At 60.1% G+C, this 24,974-nt stretch carries 15 protein-coding genes, 5 tRNA genes and 3 rRNA genes; 13 read left to right on the top strand and 10 right to left on the bottom strand.

All coding sequences use genetic code 11. The annotated features are described in order from the left end of the window. The first annotated feature begins 100 nt into the window (after window positions 1-100). Entirely contained in the window at window positions 101-2,383 is a 2,283-nt protein-coding gene (locus RW095_RS34040) for an NADP-dependent malic enzyme (RefSeq protein ID WP_317020216.1), read from the top strand. Window positions 2,384-2,530: 147 nt separating this feature from the next. Here the strand turns inward: RW095_RS34040 and RW095_RS34035 are convergent, their stop codons facing one another. Further along, window positions 2,531-6,130, bottom strand: coding sequence for an indolepyruvate ferredoxin oxidoreductase family protein (locus RW095_RS34035; RefSeq protein WP_317020215.1), 3,600 nt, complete (start codon window positions 6,128-6,130; stop codon window positions 2,531-2,533). Window positions 6,131-6,493: 363 nt separating this feature from the next. Between RW095_RS34035 and RW095_RS34030 the strand changes: the two genes are divergently transcribed. After that, window positions 6,494-6,691 carry a hypothetical protein gene (locus tag RW095_RS34030; RefSeq protein ID WP_317020214.1) on the top strand — a complete coding sequence of 66 codons (198 nt, stop codon included), beginning with the start codon at window positions 6,494-6,496 and terminating at the stop codon, window positions 6,689-6,691. Between the two features lie 148 nt (window positions 6,692-6,839). Here RW095_RS34030 and hppD read toward each other — a convergent pair whose 3' ends face one another. Then, a complete protein-coding gene (gene hppD, locus RW095_RS34025) occupies window positions 6,840-7,937 on the bottom strand; it encodes a 4-hydroxyphenylpyruvate dioxygenase (RefSeq protein WP_317020213.1) in 1,098 nt (365 codons plus the stop codon). Window positions 7,938-8,109: 172 nt separating this feature from the next. Here hppD and RW095_RS34020 point away from each other — a divergent pair, with 172 nt between their 5' ends. Further along, complete coding sequence (locus RW095_RS34020; protein WP_128585324.1) at window positions 8,110-8,607, top strand: Lrp/AsnC family transcriptional regulator; 498 nt, start codon at window positions 8,110-8,112, stop codon at window positions 8,605-8,607. An 86-nt stretch (window positions 8,608-8,693) separates the two neighbouring features. Here RW095_RS34020 and RW095_RS34015 read toward each other — a convergent pair whose 3' ends face one another. The 8 genes from RW095_RS34015 to paaA all read right to left on the bottom strand — a co-directional run bounded on the left by RW095_RS34015 (window position 8,694) and on the right by paaA (window position 14,976). After that, complete coding sequence (locus RW095_RS34015) at window positions 8,694-9,362, bottom strand: GNAT family N-acetyltransferase (protein ID WP_317020212.1); 669 nt, start codon at window positions 9,360-9,362, stop codon at window positions 8,694-8,696. 241 nt (window positions 9,363-9,603) lie between these two features. After that, window positions 9,604-10,212 (bottom strand): TetR/AcrR family transcriptional regulator, encoded by a 609-nt coding sequence (locus RW095_RS34010; protein ID WP_317020211.1) that lies wholly within the window; start codon window positions 10,210-10,212, stop codon window positions 9,604-9,606. A gap of 10 nt (window positions 10,213-10,222) precedes the next feature. Next, window positions 10,223-11,038: a DUF1835 domain-containing protein gene (locus RW095_RS34005; RefSeq protein WP_317020210.1), complete on the bottom strand. Its 816-nt coding sequence runs from the start codon at window positions 11,036-11,038 to the stop codon at window positions 10,223-10,225. Between the two features lie 142 nt (window positions 11,039-11,180). After that, the gene (gene paaE / locus RW095_RS34000) at window positions 11,181-12,269 is read right to left on the bottom strand and encodes a 1,2-phenylacetyl-CoA epoxidase subunit PaaE (RefSeq protein WP_317020209.1); all 1,089 of its coding nucleotides are present in this window, start codon (window positions 12,267-12,269) and stop codon (window positions 11,181-11,183) included. A 1-nt stretch (window position 12,270) separates the two neighbouring features. Continuing rightward, complete coding sequence (paaD, locus tag RW095_RS33995; RefSeq protein WP_317020208.1) at window positions 12,271-12,825, bottom strand: 1,2-phenylacetyl-CoA epoxidase subunit PaaD; 555 nt, start codon at window positions 12,823-12,825, stop codon at window positions 12,271-12,273. A 16-nt stretch (window positions 12,826-12,841) separates the two neighbouring features. Further along, a complete protein-coding gene (gene paaC / locus RW095_RS33990; RefSeq protein WP_317020207.1) occupies window positions 12,842-13,645 on the bottom strand; it encodes a 1,2-phenylacetyl-CoA epoxidase subunit PaaC in 804 nt (267 codons plus the stop codon). Between the two features lie 8 nt (window positions 13,646-13,653). After that, window positions 13,654-13,938 (bottom strand): 1,2-phenylacetyl-CoA epoxidase subunit PaaB, encoded by a 285-nt coding sequence (gene paaB, locus RW095_RS33985; RefSeq protein ID WP_020070840.1) that lies wholly within the window; start codon window positions 13,936-13,938, stop codon window positions 13,654-13,656. A gap of 39 nt (window positions 13,939-13,977) precedes the next feature. Then, window positions 13,978-14,976: a 1,2-phenylacetyl-CoA epoxidase subunit PaaA gene (gene paaA, locus RW095_RS33980; RefSeq protein ID WP_317020206.1), complete on the bottom strand. Its 999-nt coding sequence runs from the start codon at window positions 14,974-14,976 to the stop codon at window positions 13,978-13,980. Between the two features lie 608 nt (window positions 14,977-15,584). On the opposite strand from paaA, the gene RW095_RS33975 reads away from it, so the two are divergent. From RW095_RS33975 to RW095_RS33930, 10 genes are all read left to right on the top strand, one after another. Next, on the top strand, window positions 15,585-17,210 hold the full coding sequence (locus RW095_RS33975; RefSeq protein ID WP_317020205.1) for an NAD(P)/FAD-dependent oxidoreductase: 1,626 nt from the start codon (window positions 15,585-15,587) through the stop codon (window positions 17,208-17,210). A gap of 121 nt (window positions 17,211-17,331) precedes the next feature. Continuing rightward, window positions 17,332-18,603, top strand: coding sequence for an SGNH/GDSL hydrolase family protein (locus RW095_RS33970; RefSeq protein WP_317020204.1), 1,272 nt, complete (start codon window positions 17,332-17,334; stop codon window positions 18,601-18,603). A 474-nt stretch (window positions 18,604-19,077) separates the two neighbouring features. Continuing rightward, window positions 19,078-20,612 (top strand): 16S ribosomal RNA (locus RW095_RS33965). Between the two features lie 76 nt (window positions 20,613-20,688). Then, a tRNA-Ile gene (locus tag RW095_RS33960) sits at window positions 20,689-20,765 on the top strand. Window positions 20,766-20,819: 54 nt separating this feature from the next. Next, window positions 20,820-20,895 (top strand) — tRNA-Ala (locus RW095_RS33955). A gap of 380 nt (window positions 20,896-21,275) precedes the next feature. Beyond that, window positions 21,276-24,156 (top strand): 23S ribosomal RNA (locus RW095_RS33950). A 223-nt stretch (window positions 24,157-24,379) separates the two neighbouring features. After that, a 5S ribosomal RNA gene (rrf, locus tag RW095_RS33945) occupies window positions 24,380-24,493 on the top strand. The 16S, 23S and 5S rRNA genes sit together here with 5 tRNA genes alongside, the layout of an rRNA operon. A 161-nt stretch (window positions 24,494-24,654) precedes the next feature. After that, window positions 24,655-24,740, top strand: a tRNA-Tyr gene (locus tag RW095_RS33940). Between the two features lie 40 nt (window positions 24,741-24,780). Continuing rightward, window positions 24,781-24,854 (top strand) — tRNA-Gly (locus RW095_RS33935). Between the two features lie 15 nt (window positions 24,855-24,869). Beyond that, window positions 24,870-24,944 (top strand) — tRNA-Thr (locus RW095_RS33930). The last annotated feature ends 30 nt before the right edge of the window (window positions 24,945-24,974 follow it).

Below are 24,974 nucleotides of genomic sequence, written 5' to 3'. Positions count from 1 at the left end.
CACGCGAAAATCGCCTCGGTCGATTATCCATTCGATAGATCCAAGCGACGCCAACGTTGCGGTGTGCCGGCCCAAATTTCTTACGTCTCGCAGGCAAAAAATGGATGAACAACTGAAGCAAAGCGCCCTCGCATATCACCAGAACCCGAAGCCCGGCAAGATTTCGGTCACGCCGACCAAGCCGCTATCGAATCAGCTCGACTTGTCGCTCGCGTACTCGCCGGGCGTGGCCGCGGCCTGTATGGCGATCTACGACGAGCCGCTCGACGCGCAGAAGTACACCTCGCGCGGCAACCTGGTCGGTGTCATCACGAACGGCACGGCCGTGCTCGGTCTCGGCAACATCGGTCCGCTCGCCGCGAAGCCGGTGATGGAAGGCAAGGGCTGCCTCTTCAAGAAGTTCGCCGGCATTGACGTGTTCGACATCGAACTCGCCGAGTCCGATCCGGACAAGCTAGTGGAAGCCATCGCAATGCTCGAGCCGACGCTCGGCGGCATCAACCTGGAAGACATCAAGGCGCCCGAGTGCTTCTACATCGAGAAGAAGCTGCGCGAGCGCATGAAGATTCCGGTCTTCCACGACGATCAGCACGGCACGGCGATCATCGCGTCGGCGGCGATTCTGAACGGCCTGAAGGTGGTCGGCAAAAAGCTCGACCAAGTGAAACTGGTCTGCTCGGGTGCGGGCGCCGCGGCGATCGCGTGTCTGGATCTGCTGGTGAACCTCGGTTTGTCGAAGCAGAACATTCTCGTTGTCGACTCGAAGGGCGTGATCTGCGAAGGCCGTGGCAATCTTGATCCGTCGAAGGAACGATATGCGGCGAACACCGAGGCACGCACGCTGGCTGACGCGATCCGCGGCGCCGACGTGTTCCTCGGCTGCTCGAGCGCGGGCGTGCTTAAGCCGGAGATGGTCGCTGAAATGGGCACGCAGCCGCTGATTCTCGCGCTGGCCAATCCGGAGCCGGAAATCCGCCCGGAAGAGGCGAAGAAAGTGCGTCCGGACTGCATCATCGCGACGGGCCGGTCGGACTATCCGAACCAGGTCAACAACGTGCTGTGCTTCCCGTTCATTTTCCGCGGCGCGCTCGACGTGGGCGCGACCACGATCACGGAAGAAATGAAGCTCGCGTGCGTGCGCGCGATTGCCGAACTCGCCGAAGAAACCGATCAGGGCGATGAAGTCGCAAAGGCGTACGAAGGCCACTCGCTCGAATTCGGTCCCGAGTATCTGATTCCCAAGCCGTTCGATCCGCGTCTGATCATCAAGATCGCGCCGGCCGTCGCGCAAGCGGCAATGGATTCGGGCGTCGCGACCCGTCCGATTAAGGACATGGACGCATATCGCGAAGAACTCGGCACCACGGTTTATCGCACGGGCATGGTGATGCGTCCGGTGTTCGCGGCGGCCAAGTCGGAGCCGGCTCGCATCGTGTTCGCCGAGGGTGAGGACGAGCGCGTGCTGCGCGCCGCGCAATTCGTGCTGCTGGAAAAGATCGCCAAGCCGATCCTGGTCGGCCGTCCGTCGGTAATCGAGATGCGTCTGAAGAAGATCGGCTCGAAGCTCAAGTGCGGCGAAGACTTCGAGATCGTCGATCCGGAAGACGATCCGCGCTATCAGCAATGCTGGCAGGCGTACCACGAACTGGGCGCGCGCGAAGGCGTGACGCCGGACGTCGCGAAAGCCGCGATGCGCAAGTTCAATACGCTGATCGGCGCGATCCTCGTGCGCCTCGGCGAAGCCGACGGCATGATCTGCGGGATGATCGGCCAGTACCACACGCATCTGAAGTTCATCGAACAGGTGCTAGGCAAGGCGGATAACGTGCAGAACTTCGCCGCCATGAACCTGCTGATGCTGCCGGGCCGTAATCTGTTCATCTGCGATACGTATGTGAACGAAACGCCCACGGCCGAGCAACTCACCGACATGACCATGCTGGCGTCGCGCGAAATCGAGAAGTTCGGCATCACGCCGAAGGTCGCGCTGCTGTCGAACTCGAACTTCGGCAGCGCGCCGTCTTCGTCGTCGCAACGCATGGCCGCGGCTCGCAAGCTGATCGCGGAACGTGCGCCGACGCTCGAAATCGACGGCGAGATGCACGGCGACGCGGCGTTGTCGGAAATGGTCCGCAAGGCCGCGTTCCCCGGCACGACGCTCTCGGGCGAAGCCAACCTGCTGATCATGCCGAACGTGGAAGCGGCGAACATTGCGTACAACCTGCTGAAGATGGTCGGCGGCGAAGGCGTGACGGTCGGCCCGTTCCTGCTGGGCGCTGAAAAGCCGGTGCATGTGCTGACGCCGGCTGCAACCGTGCGTCGGATCATCAACATGACGGCGGTGGCTTCGGCAAACGCGCGCAAGTCAGTGAACAGCAAGTAAGCGAAGCGGCGCCCGTTGGGGCGCTCTCTTCTCGCGAGCGTGTGGGTGACTAGCGCCGCGAAAACAAAAACGCCACGGAAAGAGATTCCGTGGCGTTTTTTTATACGTGCAGCGCAACCGCGGCGGCCGCCGCGGTCAATGCGATGATCAAGCCGCGTGCTGCGTCGTTCCGGCTTGCGGCGAGCGCCAGCGCGTCAGCAACTCGTTCCACTTCACGCGCACACCCTTCAGGTTGTTTTCCTTGATGTGCCCGAAGCCGCGGATGCCGTCCGGCAGATTCGCGAGTTCCACAGCCAGTTCGCGGTTCTGCACGGTCAGCCCGCTGATCAATTCCCGCACCAATGCTTCGTATTCGCCGATCAGCGCGCGCTCGGTGCGGCGCTCCTCTGTCTTGCCGAACACGTCGAGCGCGGTGCCCCGCAGGAACTTGAACTTCGCCAGCACGTGCATTGCGCTGAACACCCAGGGGCCGTACTTCTTCTTGATCAGGTGGCCTTGGGCGTCCTTCCTGGAGAACATCGGCGGCGCGAGGTGAATATGCAGCTTCCAGTCACCTTCGAAGCCCGCTTTCAGTTTTTCGATGAACGAAGGATCGCTGTACAGGCGCGCGACCTCGTACTCGTCCTTGTAGGCCATCAGCTTGTGCAGATTCTTAGCGACTGTTTCGGTGAGAGGCAACTGGCCGTCGATCGAATCGAGCGCCGACTCGGCCACCCGCACCTGCGATACCAGCGCGCGGTAACGGTCGGCGTACGCGTCGTTTTGCCATGCCGCGAGGTAAGCCGCGCGTTTGTCGATCAGCGTATCGAGCGCCTTCGGCGTGTGCAGCGAAATAATCTTGCCGCTCGGCGTATCGGCCGTGGCCGCCTGGCCTTGCGATTGGGCGAACTTGCGCACGGCCACCGGATCGTGCGCCGCGCGACGGCCCCATTCAAATGCCGCGCGGTTTTTCTCGACCTGCACGTTGTTCAGCTCGATTGCGCGCATCAGCGACTGATAGGTCAACGGCACCCAGCCACGTTGCCATGCATAGCCGAGTACGAACGGATTCGTGTAGATCGCGTCGCCGAGCAAGGCCACTGCAAAGTGATTGGCGTCTACGGTATCGACGCATTCGTCGCCCGCGCCCGCGCGAACGTCGGCTTCAGTGCTGCTGCCCGGAAAGCGCCAGTTCGGGTTCTTGATGAGTTCGGCGGTCGGCGTGTGCGCGCTGTTCAGCACGACGCGCGTTCGGCCCGCTTGCATCCGCGATACGCATTCGTCGCTGGCGGTGACGATTGCATCGCAACCGATCACGAGACTCGCTTCGCCCATTGCAATTCGCGTGGCGTGGATGTCGGCGGGGTTGTTCGCGATCTGCACGTGGCTCATCACGGCGCCGCCTTTCTGCGCGAGGCCGGTGACGTCGAGCACCGTGACGCCCTTGTTCTCCAGATGCGCGGCCATGCCGAGAAGTGCGCCGATTGTCACGACGCCCGTGCCGCCCACGCCTGTCACGAGCACGCCGTACGGCCGCGCGATCGACGGGAGTTCGGGCTCCGGCACTGGCGGCATAGCGTCAGCGACAATGCCCGACGCCGCTTTCGGCTTACGCAACTGACCGCCTTCGACCGACACGAAGCTCGGACAAAAGCCGTTCACGCAGGAGAAGTCCTTGTTGCACGTGGACTGGTTGATCTGGCGCTTCGTGCCATATTCGGTGTCGAGCGGCTCGACCGACAGGCAGTTCGACTTCACCGAGCAGTCGCCGCAACCTTCGCACACCGCTTCGTTGATCACGACGCGGCGTGCCGGGTCCGGATACGCGCCGCGTTTCCTGCGCCGGCGTTTCTCGGTTGCGCAGGTCTGGTCGTAGATCAGAATCGTGGTGCCCGGAATCTCGCGCAGCTGGCGCTGCACTTCGTCGAGCTGGTCGCGATGGTGGATGTCGATGCCCGGCGCAAGGCCCACGTTCCCCGAGTACTTTTCGGGCTCGTCGGTCACGATCGCGATTTTCGTCGCGCCTTCGGCCGCCAGCTGATGCGTGATCTGCGGCACGGTCAGCACGCCGTCGACCGGTTGACCACCCGTCATCGCTACGGCGTCGTTGTAGAGCAGCTTGTAAGTGATGTTCGCTTTCGACGCGATCGCCGCGCGAATCGCCAGCAGGCCCGAGTGGAAATAGGTTCCGTCGCCGAGATTGGCGAACACGTGCTTGTCGTTCGTGAACGGCGCCTGGCCGATCCACGCGACGCCTTCGCCGCCCATCTGACTGAAGGTGCTCGTGCTGCGGTCCATCCAGACCGTCATGTAGTGGCAGCCGATGCCGGCCATTGCGCGCGAGCCTTCCGGCACATTGGTCGACGTGTTGTGCGGGCAGCCAGAGCAGAACCACGGCTTGCGCTCGACTTCGACACGCGGGCGCGCGAGCGCTTTTTCCTTCGCTTCGATCACGGCGATGCGCGCGGCAATCCGGGCGCGGACGTCGGAGGGCAGGTCGAACTTGTCGAGCCGCGTGGCGATCGCCTTGGCGATGATCGCCGGCGATAGCTCGTAATGCGCCGGCAGCAGCCAGTTGCCCATAGGCACTGACCATTCGCCGCCCGCGCCGTCTTTCTCGTCGAACTTGCCGAACACACGCGGACGCTGCGCGTCGGGCCAGTTGTAGAGCTCTTCCTTGATCGCGTATTCGAGAATCTGGCGCTTCTCCTCGACCACGAGGATTTCATCGAGGCCGCGAGCAAAGGCTTGCGCGCCTTGCGCTTCGAGCGGCCACACGCAACCGACTTTGTATAGGCGTATGCCGATGCGCGAGCACGTTTCGTCGTCGAGACCGAGGTCAGTCAGCGCTTGACGCACGTCCAGATAAGCCTTGCCGCCGGTCATGATGCCAAAGCGCGCATGCGGCGAATCAATTTCGACGCGGTCCAGTTTGTTTGCGCGCACGTAGGCGAGCGCCGCATACCACTTGTAGTCGAGCAGACGCGCTTCCTGCACGAGCGGCGGATCGGGCCAGCGGATGTTCAGACCGCCCTCGGGCACCGCGAAGTCGTCTGGCAGAACGATCTGCGTGCAGTGCGGATCTATGTCGACCGAAGCCGACGACTCGACGACGTCGGTCACGCACTTCATCGCAACCCACAGACCGGAGTAGCGGCTCATCGCCCAGCCATGCAGGCCGAAGTCCAGGTATTCCTGAACGTTCGACGGGAACAGCACCGGCAGGCCGCAGGCCTTGAAGATGTGTTCCGACTGATGCGCGAGCGTGGAAGATTTGGCCGCGTGATCGTCGCCGGCGAGCACCAGCACACCGCCGTGCCGCGACGATCCCGCCGAGTTGCCGTGCTTGAAGACGTCACCCGAGCGGTCGACGCCCGGGCCTTTGCCGTACCACATCGAAAAGACGCCGTCGTATTTGGCGCTGGGGTACAGATTGACCTGCTGCGAACCCCACACGGCGGTTGCCGCGAGGTCTTCGTTGACGCCGGGCTGGAACACGACCTGATGTGAGGCGAGATGCTGTTTCGCCTTCCACAAAGATTGGTCGAGCCCGCCGAGCGGCGATCCACGGTAGCCGGAGATGAAGCCGGCCGTATTGAGTCCGGCGGCGCGGTCGCGTTCCTGCTGCAGCATCGGCAGACGCACCAGCGCCTGGATGCCGCTCATATACGCGCGGCCGCGTTCGAGGGTGTATTTGTCGTCGAGCGTGACGGAAGATAGAGCGGCTTCGAGCGAGGCTCGCTGACCTGCGTCTAGCGGGGCATTCATTATGTGTACTCCTCCACCCAGTTTGGGATCGCCAAAACTTATGGGCCGCGGCATCTTGTGAATGCGTATGGCCGGGGTCGCCATATTGACGTGTTTTAAGTGATGGTAGCACTGGTAAAAACCCGCCGCACCATGCTGGAAACGTGCGATCTGATCACCGTGCCGCACCTCGTGCTATCGCGCCCGCTTGTGCAAACTTCGCCAGACGCTTGAGGCCATCGGTGTAACAAGCTGTAAAGGCTACAATTTCACGGAACCGCAGCGGACATGTCTGTCTAATAGCGCACCTGTGAGCAATGTCTGTATAACGCGCTGCATGTTGTGGCGCTTCAGGACAACAGGGCAGTTAGAAAAGGAGTACGCATGAACACTAGAAATATCCAGACCTTCCTGATGGTTTCGGCCGCATTTTTCGCAATCAGCGCGCCGGTTCGCTCGAATGCGGGCACGGGGGCGCCGTCAAGCGTGATTAGCCGTACGGCGCTCGTTGCGCCTGCGCGCATCGCCATCAATCGGACCGCGCGCGAGAGCACGTCTGACAAGGAAGACCAGAACTCCTGACGCGCTGCCAATGCGGCGTATCACTGGCTAACCCGCCGTCGCTCGAAGTCGAGCAGCGGCGCAAACGACAAGGGCGACGATCATACGATCCTCGCCCTTGTCGTTTTATCGGTGCTTATTCCGGGTTACGGCCGTCGGCGGCAGGAATTCACGCTTTGTCCTGCACCACGCCGCGGCGGATCTGATCCAGTTCGATGGATTCGAACAGCGCCTTGAAGTTGCCCTCCCCGAAACCCTGATTGCCCTTGCGCTGGATGATCTCGAAGAAGATCGGGCCGATCTGGTTCTCGGTGAAAATTTGCAGCAGCAGGTCGTCCGGCGCGCCGTCGATCAGGATTTTGCGCTTGCGCAGCTCGTCGAGCGGCTCACCGTGATTCGGCACGCGACGGTCGACCAGTTCGTAATACGTGTCGATCGTGTCGAGCAGCGAAATGTTCGCTGCCCGCAGACCGTCGACCGTGCGGTAAATGTCGCTGCTACCAAGCGCAATGTGCTGGATGCCTTCGCCGTGGTACGCGTCGAGGTATTCCTGGATCTGACCGGACGTTTCCGAACCTTCCTCGTTGATCGGAATGCGGATCTTGCCGCACGGCGACGTCATCGCTTTGGACTTCACGCCCGTCACCTTGCCTTCGATGTCGAAGTAACGCACTTCGCGGAAGTTGAACAGGCGTTCGTAGAACTCAGCCCATTCCTGCATGCGGCCACGGTGCACATTGTGCGTGAGGTGGTCGATGTACGTGAGGCCGTGACCAACGGGGTTGGGATTCGCGCCCGGAACCGGCTCGAAGTCGACGTCGTAAATATCGATATCGCCCACGCTGCCCGGCGCTGCGCCGTTCTTGCCGCGCCAACGGTCGACGAAATAGATCAGCGAATCGCCAATGCCTTTGATCGCGGGAATGTTCAGTTCCATGGGGCCGGTTTTGTTGTCGAAGCCCCACGCGCCTTTTTCGACCGCCTGCCGGTAGGCCTTCCCCGCGTCCTGGACGCGGAAAGCGATCGCGCAGATTGACGGGCCGTGCAAGCGCGCAAAGCGTTGCGCGAACGAATCCGGCTCACCGTTGACGATGAAGTTGACTTCGCCCTGCCGGTATAGCGTCACATCCTTATGACGATGCCGCGCAACCGCGGTAAAGCCCATCTGCTCGAAAAGCTTGCCCAGCGCCTTCGGATCGGGCGCGGTGTATTCGATGAACTCGAAGCCGTCTGTGCCGACGGGATTTTCCCAAGTTGCAACCTGCATTGTCTGTCTCCATGTCGAAGGGCGCGTTGCGCCGGAGTCGCGGTTACGATGATCGACCGCGACCGAATGACGCAAGTGTAAAGGCCGATCCGCGGCGAAAGCTTGCGAACTTAATCACGTCGAGCTAGGCTCGCGCTATTTTCTAGCTCGGTTTCGGAACGAAAGGCAGGAAATGGCCAATATAGAGATAGACGCAATCGACCGGCGTATCCTGGCGATTCTTCAGGAGAACGGCCGGCTGTCGAATCAGGAAATCGCCGAACGGATCAATCTCTCGCCGAGTCCCTGTTTGCGACGCATACGGCGGCTCGAAGAGAGCGGCGTGATCCGCGGCTACGTCGCGTTGCTGGATGCCCAGCGCCTGGGGCTCGATTTGCTCGCGTACGTCAATGTGCGGTTGGAAAAACGCGGCGGGCCGGCGCTGAGTCCGCGCGGCGACGCGACTCATGCCGACCTTTTCCGTGCCGCCGTTCAGGCTTGGCCGGAGGTCGTGGCATGTCACGCAATGACCGGCGAGATGGACTATCTGCTGCGCGTTCAAGTGGAAGACATGGCGCACTTTTCGCGCTTCGTGCAGGACCAGCTGTTGCATCACCCGTCGGTGATCGACGTGAAGACGAGCTTTTCGCTCGAAAAGATCAAGGAGACGACCGCGTTGCCGATCTTATGAGGCGCGCGAGCGAAGATCCACGCAGCAAACAGAAAGGGCAGCCATGAGGCTGCCCTTTCTGATGTTCGCTTGGTGCGGCCGGATGTTCAGGCTGCGGCGGCTGTCGGTATAAAGCTTTCGAACAGTTTTGAAGCACGGCGCGCTTGACGTTTGAGCGCGTAGTCAAACACAGCGGCCTGTTCCTGCAGCATCTCCGTAATGATGCTGGTTTGATCGGCCGGCGGCAGCGTCAGATAGGCGTCTGCTTCACCGTACGCGTACTCGATCTTCATGCCCGCTTTCTTCGCGATGTGCATCATGGTCGAATTGCGCGACAGGCAGTGCATGTACAGCATGGTGACATGAGTGTTGCGGCTGCGAATCGCAGCGCGCTCGAACAGCTTGGAACCGATACCTTGGCCGCGCACACTTTCGAGCACGGACACGCCGAACTCCGCCGTGCGCTTGTCGCCTTCGGCCGGCAGGTAGGCGAGGTGACCGACGCCGGTGAGCTGCAATTGATCGTCGAACACGCCGAATACGGTGTCGCGCGTGAAATCGATAGCGCGCACGTAATTTTCGATGACGTGGTCCGGCACGATTTGCCCGAAGCGCAGCAGGCGGTCGTCTTCGTCTAGCGCGAGAAAGTGGGCCAGCAGCCGTTCACGGTCGATCGCAGTGAGTTCACGAACCAGAGCAGGTGCACGACCGGCTGGCTGCGACGCGCGATCGTGCGCGACGATCGGCTGGGCGGCGCGGGGTGTAATCAGGTTCATGGTCAGGTTCTCCTTGTGATCGTGCGGCGTTGCTGCACCGCAAAAACGATTGTAACGGATATGCGAATTCATCACTAGGGAAAACCCGTATCAAATATGGAGGCGGTTGTCTAATCTCAGAGTGCCATGCTGGTAAGTAATTGAATTGATTTAGTAAAATAAAAAGAACGAGCGTTCAAGGCAAGTTGTCGCGCCCATGCAACTTGCACGAATACCCAGTCTGGATATTGCTGTCCCGCAATTACGCGGCCGCCGAGCCCAGCCCGTGGTCCACCATGGCTACAACCTGCTCGGCAAATTCCCGGTAGCCCATGCGCCCGCCTGGCTTGAGCCAGGTGAACGTCCAGTTGATCATGCCGAACACCATCATGGTTAGCGCGGTCTGGTTTTCGCGCGTGGTGCGCTCCGGATAAGCGCGCGCCAGTTGCCGCGCGAACGCGGCCACGACATCGCGCTGGCGGTTGAGGATGACCTCGCGCTGGGCGTCGACGAGATATTTCACGTCGTTCAGAAGCGCCACGTGCCGGCTATGCGAGGTTTCGTATTCGGAAAGGAAGGCGCGGATCAGTTCCGCGAACGTCTCGCGCTCGGTCAGGCCGCGGCGCTGGCTCGCGCCCTCGACCTCCGCAATGATCAACATCAGCCGTTTGGTGTAACGGTCGAGTAGATCGAACAGGATCGCTTCCTTGCTCGCGTAGTAGTGATACAGGCGCGCTTTCGAGGTGCCGCTCGCGGCGGCGAGATCTGACATCGACGTGCTCGGATAGCTCGTCTGCGCGAACTTCGCTGCCGCTAGTTCGAGAATCTGTTCGCGCTGGGTTTCGTGGTCGGGGGCTCGGGTACGGGCCATGGTGGTCTGTTTATTGGTGTGGGCAAGGTGCGAGCGCTGCGCACAATTCCAGCGTGCGCCATGCGGTGGCGTCGCCGCGCAGCCTGATGCGGCGGGTAGCGGCCAGTTCGCGGAAGCGCCAGAGCACAATGCTGTCGCTGACGAGGAACCACAACTCAGCGGTCATCACCTCGGCGGCCACGCGCGAGGCGGGCTGCCAGTCGGCCGTGACGTGCTCGAGTATCAGCGTGTCGAGATCGGCGAAGCTTCCGCTCGTGAACGTGTTGTCGCGCCAGCGCCGCGTTTCGCCGTTCGCATGTTTGGCTTCCTGCCATTCGAGTGCGAGCCGGCTGATGCGCAAGACCGAGATAGGTGCGGCGTCTGGCAAACGTGCCTGCAACACGGCCGGCGCGAACATGCCGACGGACGTCGCGCGGTCCCTGCGGCTATGCGCCCAGGCGCCGGTATCGGTGAGATCGCGAATCGACAGACGCACTTCGTTCAGACGCTGTGGATTGTTGCGCAGGTAATAGCACACCCGGCGAAGCATCAATTGATCGGATGCGCTTTCGCCATGCCAGACCACCAGATTCGCGTCGTCGCGCGCAATGGCTTCCAGCGCTGCAGCCTGCTCACGGAACTCGCGAAGGAAATCGCGCTTCGTGTCGGCGCTCACGCGGTCCCAGAATGCGGCGCGCACTTCGGGACCATCGTCGATGCCGCGCAGTGGGCCGACCGCCAGATCGTCGCGCAGTGCGTGCACGCGATCGTTGCGTTCCACTTCGCGCAACGCGGTGCGCAATGATTTTGCGGCGACATCGCCGTTGGTGAGATGGATCGAGCTCATTGGCCGTGAGTGGATTCTTGTTGGGCGATTGCCAAAAGGGGCCGCTCGCGAGACGGACTCAACGGTCCGATTGCGAGCGGCCCCTAGTGTAAGCGGATCGCGGAACGGCTCAAAGCTTCGCGGCATCGAGTCCTAAGCACGCTCAACGTTCGTCGTAGCTCACCACCACGCGGTCGCTGATCGGATGGCACTGACACGTCAGCACAAAACCGTCGCGGATTTCATGCTCTTCGAGCGTGTAGTTCTTTTCCATCTTCACTTCGCCTTCAACCACTTTGGCGCGGCAGGTGCAGCACACGCCGCCTTTGCATGCATACGGCAGCGCAAGGCCGGCGCGCAGACCGACGTCGAGCACGCTCACGCCCTGATACGGCAGACGCAGCTTGCGGCGCTTTCCATCGAGCACGATTTCGAGGTCCGCAGCGGGCGTATCTTCAGTGATTTCGACGGGCGGCACGCCCGCCTGGGGCAGCGGCGAGCCAAAGCGCTCCACGTGCACCTTTTCGGACGGCACGCCGGCGGCTTTCAACGCGGCCTCGGCGGCGTCCATCATCGGCGCCGGGCCGCAGATAAACGCTTCGTCGATGAAACCGGCCGGCACGAGGCTGTCGAGGAAGGCAGCGCACTTTTGCTGGTCCAGCACGCCATTGAACAGTTCGACATCCTGCAAGTCGTCCGACAGCACGTGATAGAGCACGAAGCGGTTCATGAAGCGGTTCTTCACGTCTTCGAGCTCTTCGGCGAACATGATCTGGTCGACGCTGCGGTTGCCGTAGATCAACGTGAAGGTGCTGCGCGGTTCAACCTCGAGCGTCGTCTTGATGATCGCGAGCACCGGCGTGATACCCGAGCCGCCCGCGAAGGCGACGTACTGCTGGCCGTGATCCACGTTCAGATGCGTGAAGAAGCGGCCGTCGGGCGTCATGACGTCGATCGTATGGCCCGGCTGCAGCGTGTCGAAAGCGAAGTTCGAGAAGCGCCCGCCGCGCACACGCTTGATGCCGATGCGCAGTTCGCCGTCGCGGTCGTAGTCGGTCACGCCCACGCAAATCGAATACGAGCGGCGCGTTTCCTCTCCGTGGATGTGCGTTTTCAGCGTGACGAACTGGCCCTGCGTGAAGCGATAGAGCTCGCGCAGTTCCACGGGAACTTCGAACGCGACCGAGACGGCGTCGGCGGTTTCTGGCCGCACTTCGCGGATACGGAGCGGATGAAATTGCGGAGTGGCCATATCAGTATGGTTTGAAATAGTCGAAGGGTTCGCGGCAGTCAATGCAGCGGTACAAGGCTTTGCAAGCGGTCGAGCCGAACTGCGCGAGTCGTTCTGTATGCGCCGAGCCGCACCTGGGGCAGGACGGCGCGGGTAGAGCGCGCGGCACGAAGCGCAGCACCTTTTCCTGCGGCACACCGGCAGAACCGGCCGCCGACCCGCAATTGCCCGTGGGCGGCGCAATGCCGTAAGCGCGCAGCTTTTCGCGGGCGTCGGCGGTCATCCAGTCGGTGGTCCACGCCGGCGCGAGGACGGTGGAGATCCGGTACGGTTTGAGTTCCGCGACGTCGAGCGCATGCGCGACGTCTTCCGCGATCTGCGACATTGCCGGGCAACCGGAATAGGTCGGCGTGATCACGACTTCGAGTGCGCCGTCCTCGGCGCGCCGGACGTCGCGCAATATGCCGAGTTCACGAATCGACACCACCGGAATCTCCGGATCGGGCACCGCTTCGAGCACTGCCCACGCACGTTCGAGCGTGGCGTCGGCTCTTTGCGTCGTAATCGAGGTCGTCATCGTCGAATGGCCCGTATTACCAGGTGGCGCCGGGATGCTGGCGCGCAAGGCTTTGCATTTCGGCCAGCACGAAGCCCATGTGCTCGGAATGCTCGCCGTGTTTACCAGTCGTGACGTGCTTGACCGCTTCGGGCAGCGTGAGCGTGGCTTGCTCGAGCGTCGCGCGAACGTCGTCGAGCCAGGCGGCTTCGAGATCTGCGGTCAGCGGTCCGATGCCTGAGGCAGCGATGGTCTCTTCGACCGGATCGGTGCTGAAGAACTCGCGCGTGTACGGCAGCAGGTAGTCCAGCGCAGCCTGCGCGCGTCGATGCGATTCCTCGGTGCCGTCGCCGAAGCGGATCAGCCATTCGCTCGCGTGATGCACGTGGTAGCTCGCTTCCTTGATCGACTTCGACGCGATCGCCGCAAGCTGCGCGTCCGCCGATTGCATGAGCGCCGTCCACAGATGCGCCATCAACGTGGAGTAAAGAAAGTTGCGGACGATCGTGACCGCATAGTCCTTCTCGGCTTGGGCGGTAGCGGACAGCGGACCGCAGTGCGGCAGTTCGGCCAGCGTGTAATTCGCGAATTCACGCTCGGCGCGAAAGTACGCGTAATCGTCTTCCGTGCGCGTCTTGCCGGTGAGTTGCTGCTCCAGCGAGGCCGCGTGCGTATAAAGCAGGCGCGCCTGGCCGACAAGATCAAGGCTCATGTTAGACAGCGCGATGTCTTCTTCGAGAATCGGGCCGTGGCCGCACCACTCGCTATTGCGCTGACCGAGTATCAGCGAGGTATCAGCGAGGCGCAGCACGTATTGCAGATGTTCAGGCGTGATGTTCATGGCCGCGCTTACATGTGGTTGACTTCGTCGGGAAGCGTGTAGAACGTCGGATGGCGATAGATCTTGTCGCCGGCCGGGTCGAACAGTTCGGGCTTGTCTTGCGGCGCGGACGCCGTAATTGCCGACGACGGCACGACCCAGATGCTCACGCCTTCCTGCCGGCGCGTGTAGACGTCGCGCGCCATGCGCAGCGCCATTTGCGCGTCGGCGGCGTGCAGGCTGCCGCAGTGTTTATGGTCGAGTCCCTGCTTGCTGCGCACGAAGACTTCCCAGATTGGCCATTCCTTGTTCATTTCTGATCTCCTGATTCTTTGCCGGGCGTGCCGCGCTTGTCAGGCGGCGTGCTGTTGTGCGCGCAGGCGCTGCTTTTCGGCGTGGGCGAGGGCGGCTTCGCGGACCCAGGCGCCGTCGTTATGAGCTTTGACGCGGGTGCTGAGACGCTCGCGATTGCACGGGCCGTCGCCGTTCACGACGCGCCAGAATTCTTCCCAGTCAATGTCGCCGTAGTCGTAATGGCCGCGAGCCTCGTTCCATTTGAGGTCCCGGTCGGGCAGCGTGACGCCGAGGACTTTTGCCTGATCGACGGTGGCGTCGACGAATTTCTGACGAAGGTCGTCGTTCGAAATACGCTTGATGCCCCATTTCGACGACTGATTGCTATGGATCGAGTCCTTGTCGCTCGGCCCGAACATCATCAGCACCGGCCACCACCAACGGTTCACCGCCTGCTGGACGAGCTCGCGCTGGGCTTCGGTGCCCGACATCATCGAAATCAACGCGTCGAAACCCTGGCGCTGGTGGAACGACTCTTCCTTGCAGATGCGGATCATCGCGCGGGCGTACGGCCCGTATGTGCAACGGCACAGCGGAATCTGGTTCATGATTGCCGCGCCGTCTACCAGCCAGCCGATCACGCCGACGTCGGCCCACGTGGGCGTCGGGTAATTGAAGATGCTCGAATACTTCGCTTTGCCGGAATGCAGCGCCGCAACCAACTGGTCGCGCGAGACGCCGAGGGTTTCCGCCGCGCTATATAGATAGAGACCGTGGCCCGCTTCGTCCTGCACTTTGGCGAGCAGAATCGCCTTGCGCTTGAGGCTCGGTGCGCGTGTGATCCAGTTGCCTTCCGGCAGCATGCCGACGATCTCCGAATGCGCATGCTGCGAAATCTGACGCACCAGAGTCTTGCGGTAAGCGTCGGGCATCCAGTCTTGCGGCTCGATCTTGCCGTCGGCGGCCATCACGGCGTCGAACTGCGTCTGCTCGGGCGACGTCGCGCCGGAGTCCAGCGGAGCTACGTTGCCGGGAATATCCAAGGATTGCGTGTACATGGGGACGCTCTTTGCCGGAGTTGTCTAGTGCAAACAGTATAAACCAACCGACCGGTCGGTTAATAAATATTTTTGAGACGGGCTGCGTATCTGTCGGTTGCCACGTAAGGGGAGCGGATTGACAGCTAAGTTGAGCGCGTTGCAATGCTGGGAAGGTCTGCGGAGAGGTCGGCGGTAGAGGGTCGATCTGAGACGATGGCGTGACCTGATTCTGTATAGCCGCAAGCTGATACCCGCGGAACGCGCTCTGATGGCTGCCGGCGGGACAACCAACAGGTCACGGCTTCCGGTCTGCAAGACGTACGGACCTCTAACGATGGCGGACCGGCTTGGTGCGCGTCCGCAAATCCTCAACTTCGTTGTCAAGTGGCCCGGAATTGCTCGCATTGGCTGACAAGCTCGCGTCGAGCGCTCATGGCAAAGCGAGCACTAAATCGTTGATTCTTATAGGAGTCAGCGCTCAGCTTAAATGACAACCGATCGTCGCAATAGCGACGGGCGCAATCGCCGAAAGCTGTTTCGTCGCCGCCGGGTCCCCGGCCCCACGCTTAACCTATAAAATTGCGAATTGGCCGCGATTCGCGGCCTTCCTGCATCCCTCGGTACTCATGTTACGTCTCAGCGAAATCAAACTCCCGCTTGATCATCCCGAGAGTGCTCTCGAAGCCGCCGTCCGCGCGCGCCTCGCGGAACTCGGCGTGCCTGACGACGGGCTCGTCCGATACACGGTGTTCCGGCGTGCTCACGATGCCCGCAAGCGCGCAGACATCAAGCTCACCTATATTGTCGACGTAGAGGTCGCGGACGAAGTGGCCGCGCTCAAGCGAATCGCCGACGTGCCGCACTGCGGGCTGACGCCCGACATGACGTACCGGTTCGTCGCGAAGGCGCCGGCGCAACTCGCGACGCCGCGTCCGGTGGTGATCGGCATGGGGCCCTGCGGACTGTTCGCAGGGCTGATCCTCGCGCAAATGGGCTTCCGGCCGATCATTCTCGAACGCGGCAAGGCCGTGCGCGAGCGCACCAAGGACACTTTCGGGCTGTGGCGCAAGTCGGTGCTGAACCCGGAATCGAACGTCCAGTTCGGTGAGGGCGGCGCTGGCACTTTTTCGGACGGCAAGCTCTACAGCCAGATCAAGGACCCGAAACACTACGGCCGCAAAGTGCTGGACGAGTTCGTGCGCGCCGGCGCGCCAGAAGACATCCTGTACCTGAGCCGGCCCCATATCGGCACGTTTCGCCTGGTCAGCATGGTCGAGAAGATGCGCGCGACCATTCATGAACTGGGCGGCGAAGTGCGTTTCGAAACACGCGTGGACGATATCGACATAGACCAGGGGAAAGTGCGAGGGCTGAAGCTGTCGACTGGCGAAACGCTGCGCTGCGATCACGTCGTACTGGCCGTTGGCCACAGCGCGCGCGACACGTTCGAGATGCTGCACGAACGCGGCGTCTATATAGAAGCAAAGCCGTTCTCACTGGGATTCCGGATCGAGCATCCTCAAGGTTTGATCGACCGTAGCCGGTTCGGCAAGTTTGCGGGCCACAAGCAGTTGGGCGCCGCGGACTATAAGGTGGTGCACCACTGCAGCAACGGGCGTGCGGTGTACAGCTTCTGCATGTGCCCGGGCGGTACCGTGGTCGCGGCGACGTCCGAGCCCGGGCGCGTGGTCACTAACGGCATGAGCCAGTACTCGCGCGCTGAGCGCAATGCGAACGCGGGGATCGTCGTGGGCATCACACCGGACGATTACCCCGGCGGGCCGCTTGCCGGGATTGCGTTTCAGCGTAAATGGGAAGAGCGGGCTTTCGAACTCGGCGGCGGCGACTACATGGCGCCGGGACAACTGGTCGGCGACTTCATTGCTGGGCGGCCGTCCACGTCGCTCGGTTCTGTGGTGCCGTCTTATAAGCCGGGCGTGCATCCCACGGATCTCAGCACGGCCCTGCCGGACTACGTGATCGAGGCAATTCGCGAAGCGCTGCCGCAAATGGACAAGAAGATCGCCGGTTTTGCGATGCATGACGCTGTGTTGACCGGGGTGGAGACGCGGACCTCGTCGCCGATCCGGGTGCGCCGCCGGGACGACTATCAGAGCATGAACGTCGAAGGTCTTTATCCGGCCGGAGAGGGCGCGGGTTACGCCGGCGGCATCTATTCGGCCGCGATCGACGGGATCGAAGTCGCCGAGGCGCTCGCTTTGAAGATGACCGGGGCGACAGCGGCCTCGTGAATGAGCTGGGCAGCAGCTGGCTGCGGCGCGCGCGCCGCGGGGTTGCCGTGGCGACACTGCTCGCCGCGTCGCCGGGTCCGATCGTGCACAATGCCCGTTTTGCTTCGAGCCAGACACTGGAATGACCATTCGCTCTTTAGCCGCCGCATGCGGCGCGGCGCTGCTTTGCCAATTCGCCGTTTCATCAACCGCCGCTGCCGCCGATGCCCCGGCGCATTGGGTCACCGCGTGGGCTACGGCGCTGCAGCCCATTCCACAGCGGTCCGACTTGCCGCCGTTGTACCGCGCACCGGAAGTGGCTGGACGCACTGTCCGTCAGATTGTTTATCCGACGCTGTCCGGAAGGTCGGCACGAATCCACCTCAGCAACGAATATGGCAAGACGCCACTGGTGATCGAGGATCTGCGCATCGCGCGGTCCGCGGGCGGCGCGGCGGCTTCAGCCAGCGGCGGCGCGCGGGTGACGTTCAATGGGAAGAGCGCCGTGAGCGTACAGCCGGGCCGCGAGTTGGACAGCGATCCGATCGCGATGGACATCAACGAGGGCGCCCCATACGCAATTAGCGCATTCATGGGCCCGGAACAGCGGATCGCGGCATGGCATCGCGTCGCGAACCAGCTCAGCTACGTTTCGGGGCCCGGCAACCATACGGCCGACTCGGGCGCAGAGGCGTTTCGCGGACGCTTCACTCAATATGTATGGACGACTGCGTTGTCGGTGGACGCGGCGCCCGAAGCGACGGCAATTGCGGCGATCGGCGATTCGATCACAGACGGCATGCGCTCCAGCATGAACCAGAATCGCCGATGGCCCGACGCCCTCGCCCGGCGGTTGGCCGCTTCGGGGAACCGGTCGACGGCGGTGGTCAATTTAGGGATCAGCGGCAACCGGCTGCTGAACGATTCCCCCTGCTATGGCGACGCGCTGATGACGCGTTTCGGACGCGACGTGCTCGAGCGGCCCGGCGTCAAGGCAGTCGTTGTGCTGATCGGCATCAACGATATCAATTTCGCGGCGATGCCGGCACGCAGCGGTCTTGATTGCGACTACCCCCATGCTTCGGTGACGGCGGCCGACCTGATCGCGGGCTATCAGCGGGTGATTGCAGCGGCGCGACACGCGGGCGTAAAGGTGTTCGGAGGAACGTTGACGCCCGCGTCGCTTCCGCCGCAGCGCGAAGATATTCGTTTTGCGGTTAACGAGTGGATTCGGTCGAGCCACGCTTTCGACGGCGTTGTTGATTTCGACGCCGCGCTGCGCGATCCGGCGCAACCGGATCGTCTTCAGGGCAAGTTCGATAGCGGCGATCACATCCATCCAGGCGATGCCGGTTACGCCGCCATGGCCGGAGCGGTGCCCGTCGAGGCGTTACTAAGTTCGGTGCGCAGATGAATCGCCAAAAAGTTATCGTCAAACCCTTGTCATGAGGCGGTGGGTGACCTATTATTCGCCTCCTCGTTTGCGAACGAGGGCCGCGGCGGAAACCAGCAGCGGTAACGTCAACGAGGTTTTAAGCGAAAGCGAAAAAATGTAGTTGACGAAACAGAAGAGAGTCTTCATAATCTCGTTTCTCTGCTGCTGATGCAGCGACGCAGAACGAAGCGGTGCCGGGTGGTGGTGGTAAGGGCAGCGCAGCGTGAAGCGTACCGATCTTTAAAAACTAACAGCCGATAAGTGTGGGCGCTTGATGCGCGACGCGAGTCCTGCCTTTGCGGAGTATTCTGCGGGGTGGGGCGTTAAAGCGAAAGTATCAAGTCTCACACAGTAATGAAAGGAAGGTTTGGCCGTTGAAAGATGGTTGAACACTTCGTCAGTACGTTGAGTGAGCGACCGGTTGGTAAAACAACCGAAAACAGTAACAGGTTTGAACTGAAGAGTTTGATCCTGGCTCAGATTGAACGCTGGCGGCATGCCTTACACATGCAAGTCGAACGGCAGCACGGGAGCAATCCTGGTGGCGAGTGGCGAACGGGTGAGTAATACATCGGAACGTGTCCTGTAGTGGGGGATAGCCCGGCGAAAGCCGGATTAATACCGCATACGCTCTGCGGAGGAAAGCGGGGGATCCTTCGGGACCTCGCGCTACAGGGGCGGCCGATGGCAGATTAGCTAGTTGGTGGGGTAAAGGCCTACCAAGGCGACGATCTGTAGCTGGTCTGAGAGGACGACCAGCCACACTGGGACTGAGACACGGCCCAGACTCCTACGGGAGGCAGCAGTGGGGAATTTTGGACAATGGGCGCAAGCCTGATCCAGCAATGCCGCGTGTGTGAAGAAGGCCTTCGGGTTGTAAAGCACTTTTGTCCGGAAAGAAAACTTCTGGGTTAATACCCTGGGAGGATGACGGTACCGGAAGAATAAGCACCGGCTAACTACGTGCCAGCAGCCGCGGTAATACGTAGGGTGCAAGCGTTAATCGGAATTACTGGGCGTAAAGCGTGCGCAGGCGGTTCGCTAAGACAGATGTGAAATCCCCGGGCTTAACCTGGGAACTGCATTTGTGACTGGCGGGCTAGAGTATGGCAGAGGGGGGTAGAATTCCACGTGTAGCAGTGAAATGCGTAGAGATGTGGAGGAATACCGATGGCGAAGGCAGCCCCCTGGGCCAATACTGACGCTCATGCACGAAAGCGTGGGGAGCAAACAGGATTAGATACCCTGGTAGTCCACGCCCTAAACGATGTCAACTAGTTGTCGGGTCTTCATTGACTTGGTAGCGTAGCTAACGCGTGAAGTTGACCGCCTGGGGAGTACGGTCGCAAGATTAAAACTCAAAGGAATTGACGGGGACCCGCACAAGCGGTGGATGATGTGGATTAATTCGATGCAACGCGAAAAACCTTACCTACCCTTGACATGTATGGAATCCTGCTGAGAGGTGGGAGTGCCCGAAAGGGAGCCATAACACAGGTGCTGCATGGCTGTCGTCAGCTCGTGTCGTGAGATGTTGGGTTAAGTCCCGCAACGAGCGCAACCCTTGTCCCTAGTTGCTACGCAAGAGCACTCCAGGGAGACTGCCGGTGACAAACCGGAGGAAGGTGGGGATGACGTCAAGTCCTCATGGCCCTTATGGGTAGGGCTTCACACGTCATACAATGGTCGGAACAGAGGGTCGCCAACCCGCGAGGGGGAGCCAATCCCAGAAAACCGATCGTAGTCCGGATCGCACTCTGCAACTCGAGTGCGTGAAGCTGGAATCGCTAGTAATCGCGGATCAGCATGCCGCGGTGAATACGTTCCCGGGTCTTGTACACACCGCCCGTCACACCATGGGAGTGGGTTTCACCAGAAGTAGGTAGCCTAACCTGCGAAGGAGGGCGCTTACCACGGTGGGATTCATGACTGGGGTGAAGTCGTAACAAGGTAGCCGTATCGGAAGGTGCGGCTGGATCACCTCCTTTCTCGAGCTAGACGCGTCAAGGTGTTGAGCGCTCACGCTTATCGGCTGTAGTAGTGAAGAAACGCAGACAGACTCAGGGGTCTGTAGCTCAGTCGGTTAGAGCACCGTCTTGATAAGGCGGGGGTCGATGGTTCGAATCCATCCAGACCCACCACTGTCTTGTCTGGTGAGCTGACCGTCTAAAAACCTCTGGGATATCTGTATGACTGGGGGATTAGCTCAGCTGGGAGAGCACCTGCTTTGCAAGCAGGGGGTCGTCGGTTCGATCCCGTCATCCTCCACCAATCCTCAATGCGTAGCGTTCTGTGTGAAAGACCCAGAGCGTTGTGCATTGGCGATTGAGCCAGTCAGAAAGATGCATGGTTATAGCAACCGTGCGATCGGCTGAACGTTCTTTAACAATCAGGAAGAAGTAGTAAAGAGATTCACGAAAGTGTACCTGGAGATGGGTACATGAGTAGGTGAATCAGGGTTGTGATTGTATCAATGTATTTTTTAAGTGATCGAAAGATTGCTTTGGAATACGGCGCAACACGAATACTCAACCTGTAACGGTTGTGCAAGCTGCCCGGCCTTCCCAGTGAAGGTTCCATCCCCTGCGGGGATCGGATGGGAGTAGGCGCTAAAGCGCCAACTCGCATCGGGAGAGACACACCCGTTATAGGGTCAAGCGAACAAGTGCATGTGGTGGATGCCTTGGCGATCACAGGCGATGAAGGACGCGGTAGCCTGCGAAAAGCTTCGGGGAGCTGGCAAACGAGCTTTGATCCGAAGATGTCCGAATGGGGAAACCCACCTCTTTTGAGGTATCCGTAGCTGAATACATAGGCTACGTGAAGCGAACGCGGTGAACTGAAACATCTAAGTAACCGCAGGAAAAGAAATCAACCGAGATTCCCAGAGTAGTGGCGAGCGAAATGGGACCAGCCTGTACTCTTTATTCTTGCTGTTAGTCGAAGGCTCTGGAAAGTGCCGCCATAGCAGGTGATAGCCCTGTAGACGAAAACAGCTGGAAAGAACTAGGTGTACGACAAGTAGGGCGGGACACGTGAAATCCTGTCTGAAGATGGGGGGACCATCCTCCAAGGCTAAATACTCGTGATCGACCGATAGTGAACCAGTACCGTGAGGGAAAGGCGAAAAGAACCCCGGGAGGGGAGTGAAACAGATCCTGAAACCGCATGCATACAAACAGTCGGAGCCTTCGCAAGGGGGTGACGGCGTACCTTTTGTATAATGGGTCAGCGACTTACATTCAGTGGCAAGCTTAACCGATTAGGGCAGGCGTAGCGAAAGCGAGTCCGAACAGGGCGTTCAGTCGCTGGGTGTAGACCCGAAACCAGGTGATCTATCCATGGCCAGGATGAAGGTGCGGTAACACGTACTGGAGGTCCGAACCCACTAACGTTGAAAAGTTAGGGGATGAGCTGTGGATAGGGGTGAAAGGCTAAACAAACCTGGAAATAGCTGGTTCTCTCCGAAAACTATTTAGGTAGTGCCTCGTGTATCACCTTCGGGGGTAGAGCACTGTCATGGTTGTGGGGTCCATTGCGGATTACTACGCCATAGCAAACTCCGAATACCGAAGAGTGCAATCACGGGAGACAGACATCGGGTGCTAACGTCCGGTGTCAAGAGGGAAACAACCCAGACCGCCAGCTAAGGTCCCCAAATATGGCTAAGTGGGAAACGAAGTGGGAAGGCTAAAACAGTCAGGAGGTTGGCTTAGAAGCAGCCATCCTTTAAAGAAAGCGTAATAGCTCACTGATCGAGTCGTCCTGCGCGGAAGATGTAACGGGGCTAAGCCATATACCGAAGCTGCGGATGCACATTTATGTGCATGGTAGGAGAGCGTTCCGTAAGCCTGCGAAGGTGCACTGGAAAGTGTGCTGGAGGTATCGGAAGTGCGAATGCTGACATGAGTAGCGATAAAGGGGGTGAAAGGCCCCCTCGCCGTAAGCCCAAGGTTTCCTACGCAACGTTCATCGGCGTAGGGTGAGTCGGCCCCTAAGGCGAGGCAGAAATGCGTAGCTGATGGGAAGCAGGTTAATATTCCTGCACCATTGTTAAATGCGATGGGGGGACGGATCGCGGAAGGTTGTCCGGGTGTTGGAAGTCCCGGTCCTTGCATTGGAGAAGGCGCTCAGGCAAATCCGGGCGCGGAATTCAAGGGTGCGAGGCCATTCACTTCGGTGAAGAAGCAATCGGAAGTGGTTCCAAGAAAAGCCTCTAAGCTTCAGTTTAACAGGACCGTACCGCAAACCGACACAGGTGGGCGAGATGAGTATTCTAAGGCGCTTGAGAGAACTCGGGAGAAGGAACTCGGCAAATTGGTACCGTAACTTCGGGATAAGGTACGCCCCTGTAGCTTGACGCCCCTGCGGGCGAAGGGTGAAGGGGTTGCAATAAACTGGTGGCTGCGACTGTTTAATAAAAACACAGCACTCTGCAAACACGAAAGTGGACGTATAGGGTGTGACGCCTGCCCGGTGCCGGAAGATTAAATGATGGGGTGCAAGCTCCTGATTGAAGTCCCGGTAAACGGCGGCCGTAACTATAACGGTCCTAAGGTAGCGAAATTCCTTGTCGGGTAAGTTCCGACCTGCACGAATGGCGTAACGATGGCCACACTGTCTCCTCCCGAGACTCAGCGAAGTTGAAGTGTTTGTGATGATGCAATCTCCCCGCGGCTAGACGGAAAGACCCCATGAACCTTTACTGTAGCTTTGCATTGGACTTTGAACCGGTCTGTGTAGGATAGGTGGGAGGCTGTGAAGCGTGAACGCCAGTTTGCGTGGAGCCATCCTTGAAATACCACCCTGATCTGTTTGAGGTTCTAACCTTGGTCCGTAATCCGGATCGGGGACAGTGCATGGTAGGCAGTTTGACTGGGGCGGTCTCCTCCCAAAGTGTAACGGAGGAGTACGAAGGTACGCTAGGTACGGTCGGAAATCGTGCTGATAGTGCAATGGCATAAGCGTGCTTAACTGCGAGACCGACAAGTCGAGCAGGTGCGAAAGCAGGTCATAGTGATCCGGTGGTTCTGTATGGAAGGGCCATCGCTCAACGGATAAAAGGTACTCTGGGGATAACAGGCTGATACCGCCCAAGAGTTCATATCGACGGCGGTGTTTGGCACCTCGATGTCGGCTCATCTCATCCTGGGGCTGTAGCCGGTCCCAAGGGTATGGCTGTTCGCCATTTAAAGAGGTACGTGAGCTGGGTTTAAAACGTCGTGAGACAGTTTGGTCCCTATCTGCCGTGGGCGCTGGATATTTGAAGGGGGCTGCTCCTAGTACGAGAGGACCGGAGTGGACGAACCTCTGGTGTACCGGTTGTCACGCCAGTGGCATCGCCGGGTAGCTATGTTCGGAAGAGATAACCGCTGAAAGCATCTAAGCGGGAAACTCGCCTTAAGATGAGATATCCCCGGGGCTTCGAGCCCCTTGAAGGGTCGTTCAAGACCAGGACGTTGATAGGTCAGGTGTGTAAGCGCAGTAATGTGCTCAGCTAACTGATACTAATTGCCCGTAAGGCTTGATCCTATAACAGGTGTGTCTCGACCCACGTTAGCGCTTGAGCGCTTACGCGGGTCCGATCCCCGAAGGGGATGCGCTGAACCTCCCCAGGAGGTCGCAGCACACACGGTTGGGATTCAGTGTTGTGCCTGAAACAACACAACCCGCCTCACCTGATGTTGACTCATCAGACACTACTTCTTCCCCGATTGGCTGTACTGCCCCACCGGCAGTACGGCAACCCGTCATGCCTGATGACCATAGCGAGTCGGTACCACCCCTTCCCATCCCGAACAGGACCGTGAAACGACTCCACGCCGATGATAGTGCGGATTGCCCGTGTGAAAGTAGGTAATCGTCAGGCTCCCCAGCAGCATCAGAAACCCCACCCCTAAAAAGGGTGGGGTTTCTGCGTTTACGGCAGCACTGCGATCGCTACCATATAAGTGAGAGCGTTTGGGTTTGGAGCAGTCAAGCAAGGCTTGACATTGAGCGGTTGTTCCCCCATAATCGTCAGTTCTCTGCGGAGGGGTGCCCGAGTGGCTAAAGGGGGCAGACTGTAAATCTGTTGGCTTACGCCTACGTTGGTTCGAATCCAACCTCCTCCACCAGAATGCAAGTTGCAGTAGTTGTTGGGAATCCATGATCCTTGCGGGTGTAGCTCAATGGTAGAGCAGAAGCCTTCCAAGCTTACGACGAGGGTTCGATTCCCTTCACCCGCTCCAGCATACAGAAGTAGCGCCCATGTGGCTCAGTGGTAGAGCACTCCCTTGGTAAGGGAGAGGTCGGCAGTTCGATCCTGCCCATGGGCACCAGAAGTACTCGGTGATTGTTTGCGCCCGGCG

The sequence above is a fragment of the Paraburkholderia kirstenboschensis genome, from assembly GCF_032806925.1.
Taxonomy (GTDB): domain Bacteria; phylum Pseudomonadota; class Gammaproteobacteria; order Burkholderiales; family Burkholderiaceae; genus Paraburkholderia; species Paraburkholderia kirstenboschensis.
Note: the sequence above shows the minus strand (reverse complement) of the source record. Positions and strands in the feature narration are given on the sequence as shown.

Bases quoted from the DNA above. Each gene is read 5' to 3' on its own strand.
- RW095_RS34040 (WP_317020216.1), top strand. From the start codon at position 101: ATGGATGAACAACTGAAGCAAAGCGCCCTCGCATATCACCAGAACCCG.
- RW095_RS34035 (WP_317020215.1), bottom strand. From the start codon at position 6,130: ATGAATGCCCCGCTAGACGCAGGTCAGCGAGCCTCGCTCGAAGCCGCT.
- RW095_RS34030 (WP_317020214.1), top strand. From the start codon at position 6,494: ATGAACACTAGAAATATCCAGACCTTCCTGATGGTTTCGGCCGCATTT.
- hppD (WP_317020213.1), bottom strand. From the start codon at position 7,937: ATGCAGGTTGCAACTTGGGAAAATCCCGTCGGCACAGACGGCTTCGAG.
- RW095_RS34020 (WP_128585324.1), top strand. From the start codon at position 8,110: ATGGCCAATATAGAGATAGACGCAATCGACCGGCGTATCCTGGCGATT.
- RW095_RS34015 (WP_317020212.1), bottom strand. From the start codon at position 9,362: ATGAACCTGATTACACCCCGCGCCGCCCAGCCGATCGTCGCGCACGAT.
- RW095_RS34010 (WP_317020211.1), bottom strand. From the start codon at position 10,212: ATGGCCCGTACCCGAGCCCCCGACCACGAAACCCAGCGCGAACAGATT.
- RW095_RS34005 (WP_317020210.1), bottom strand. From the start codon at position 11,038: ATGAGCTCGATCCATCTCACCAACGGCGATGTCGCCGCAAAATCATTG.
- paaE (WP_317020209.1), bottom strand. From the start codon at position 12,269: ATGGCCACTCCGCAATTTCATCCGCTCCGTATCCGCGAAGTGCGGCCA.
- paaD (WP_317020208.1), bottom strand. From the start codon at position 12,825: ATGACGACCTCGATTACGACGCAAAGAGCCGACGCCACGCTCGAACGT.
- paaC (WP_317020207.1), bottom strand. From the start codon at position 13,645: ATGAACATCACGCCTGAACATCTGCAATACGTGCTGCGCCTCGCTGAT.
- paaB (WP_020070840.1), bottom strand. From the start codon at position 13,938: ATGAACAAGGAATGGCCAATCTGGGAAGTCTTCGTGCGCAGCAAGCAG.
- paaA (WP_317020206.1), bottom strand. From the start codon at position 14,976: ATGTACACGCAATCCTTGGATATTCCCGGCAACGTAGCTCCGCTGGAC.
- RW095_RS33975 (WP_317020205.1), top strand. From the start codon at position 15,585: ATGTTACGTCTCAGCGAAATCAAACTCCCGCTTGATCATCCCGAGAGT.
- RW095_RS33970 (WP_317020204.1), top strand. From the start codon at position 17,332: ATGACCATTCGCTCTTTAGCCGCCGCATGCGGCGCGGCGCTGCTTTGC.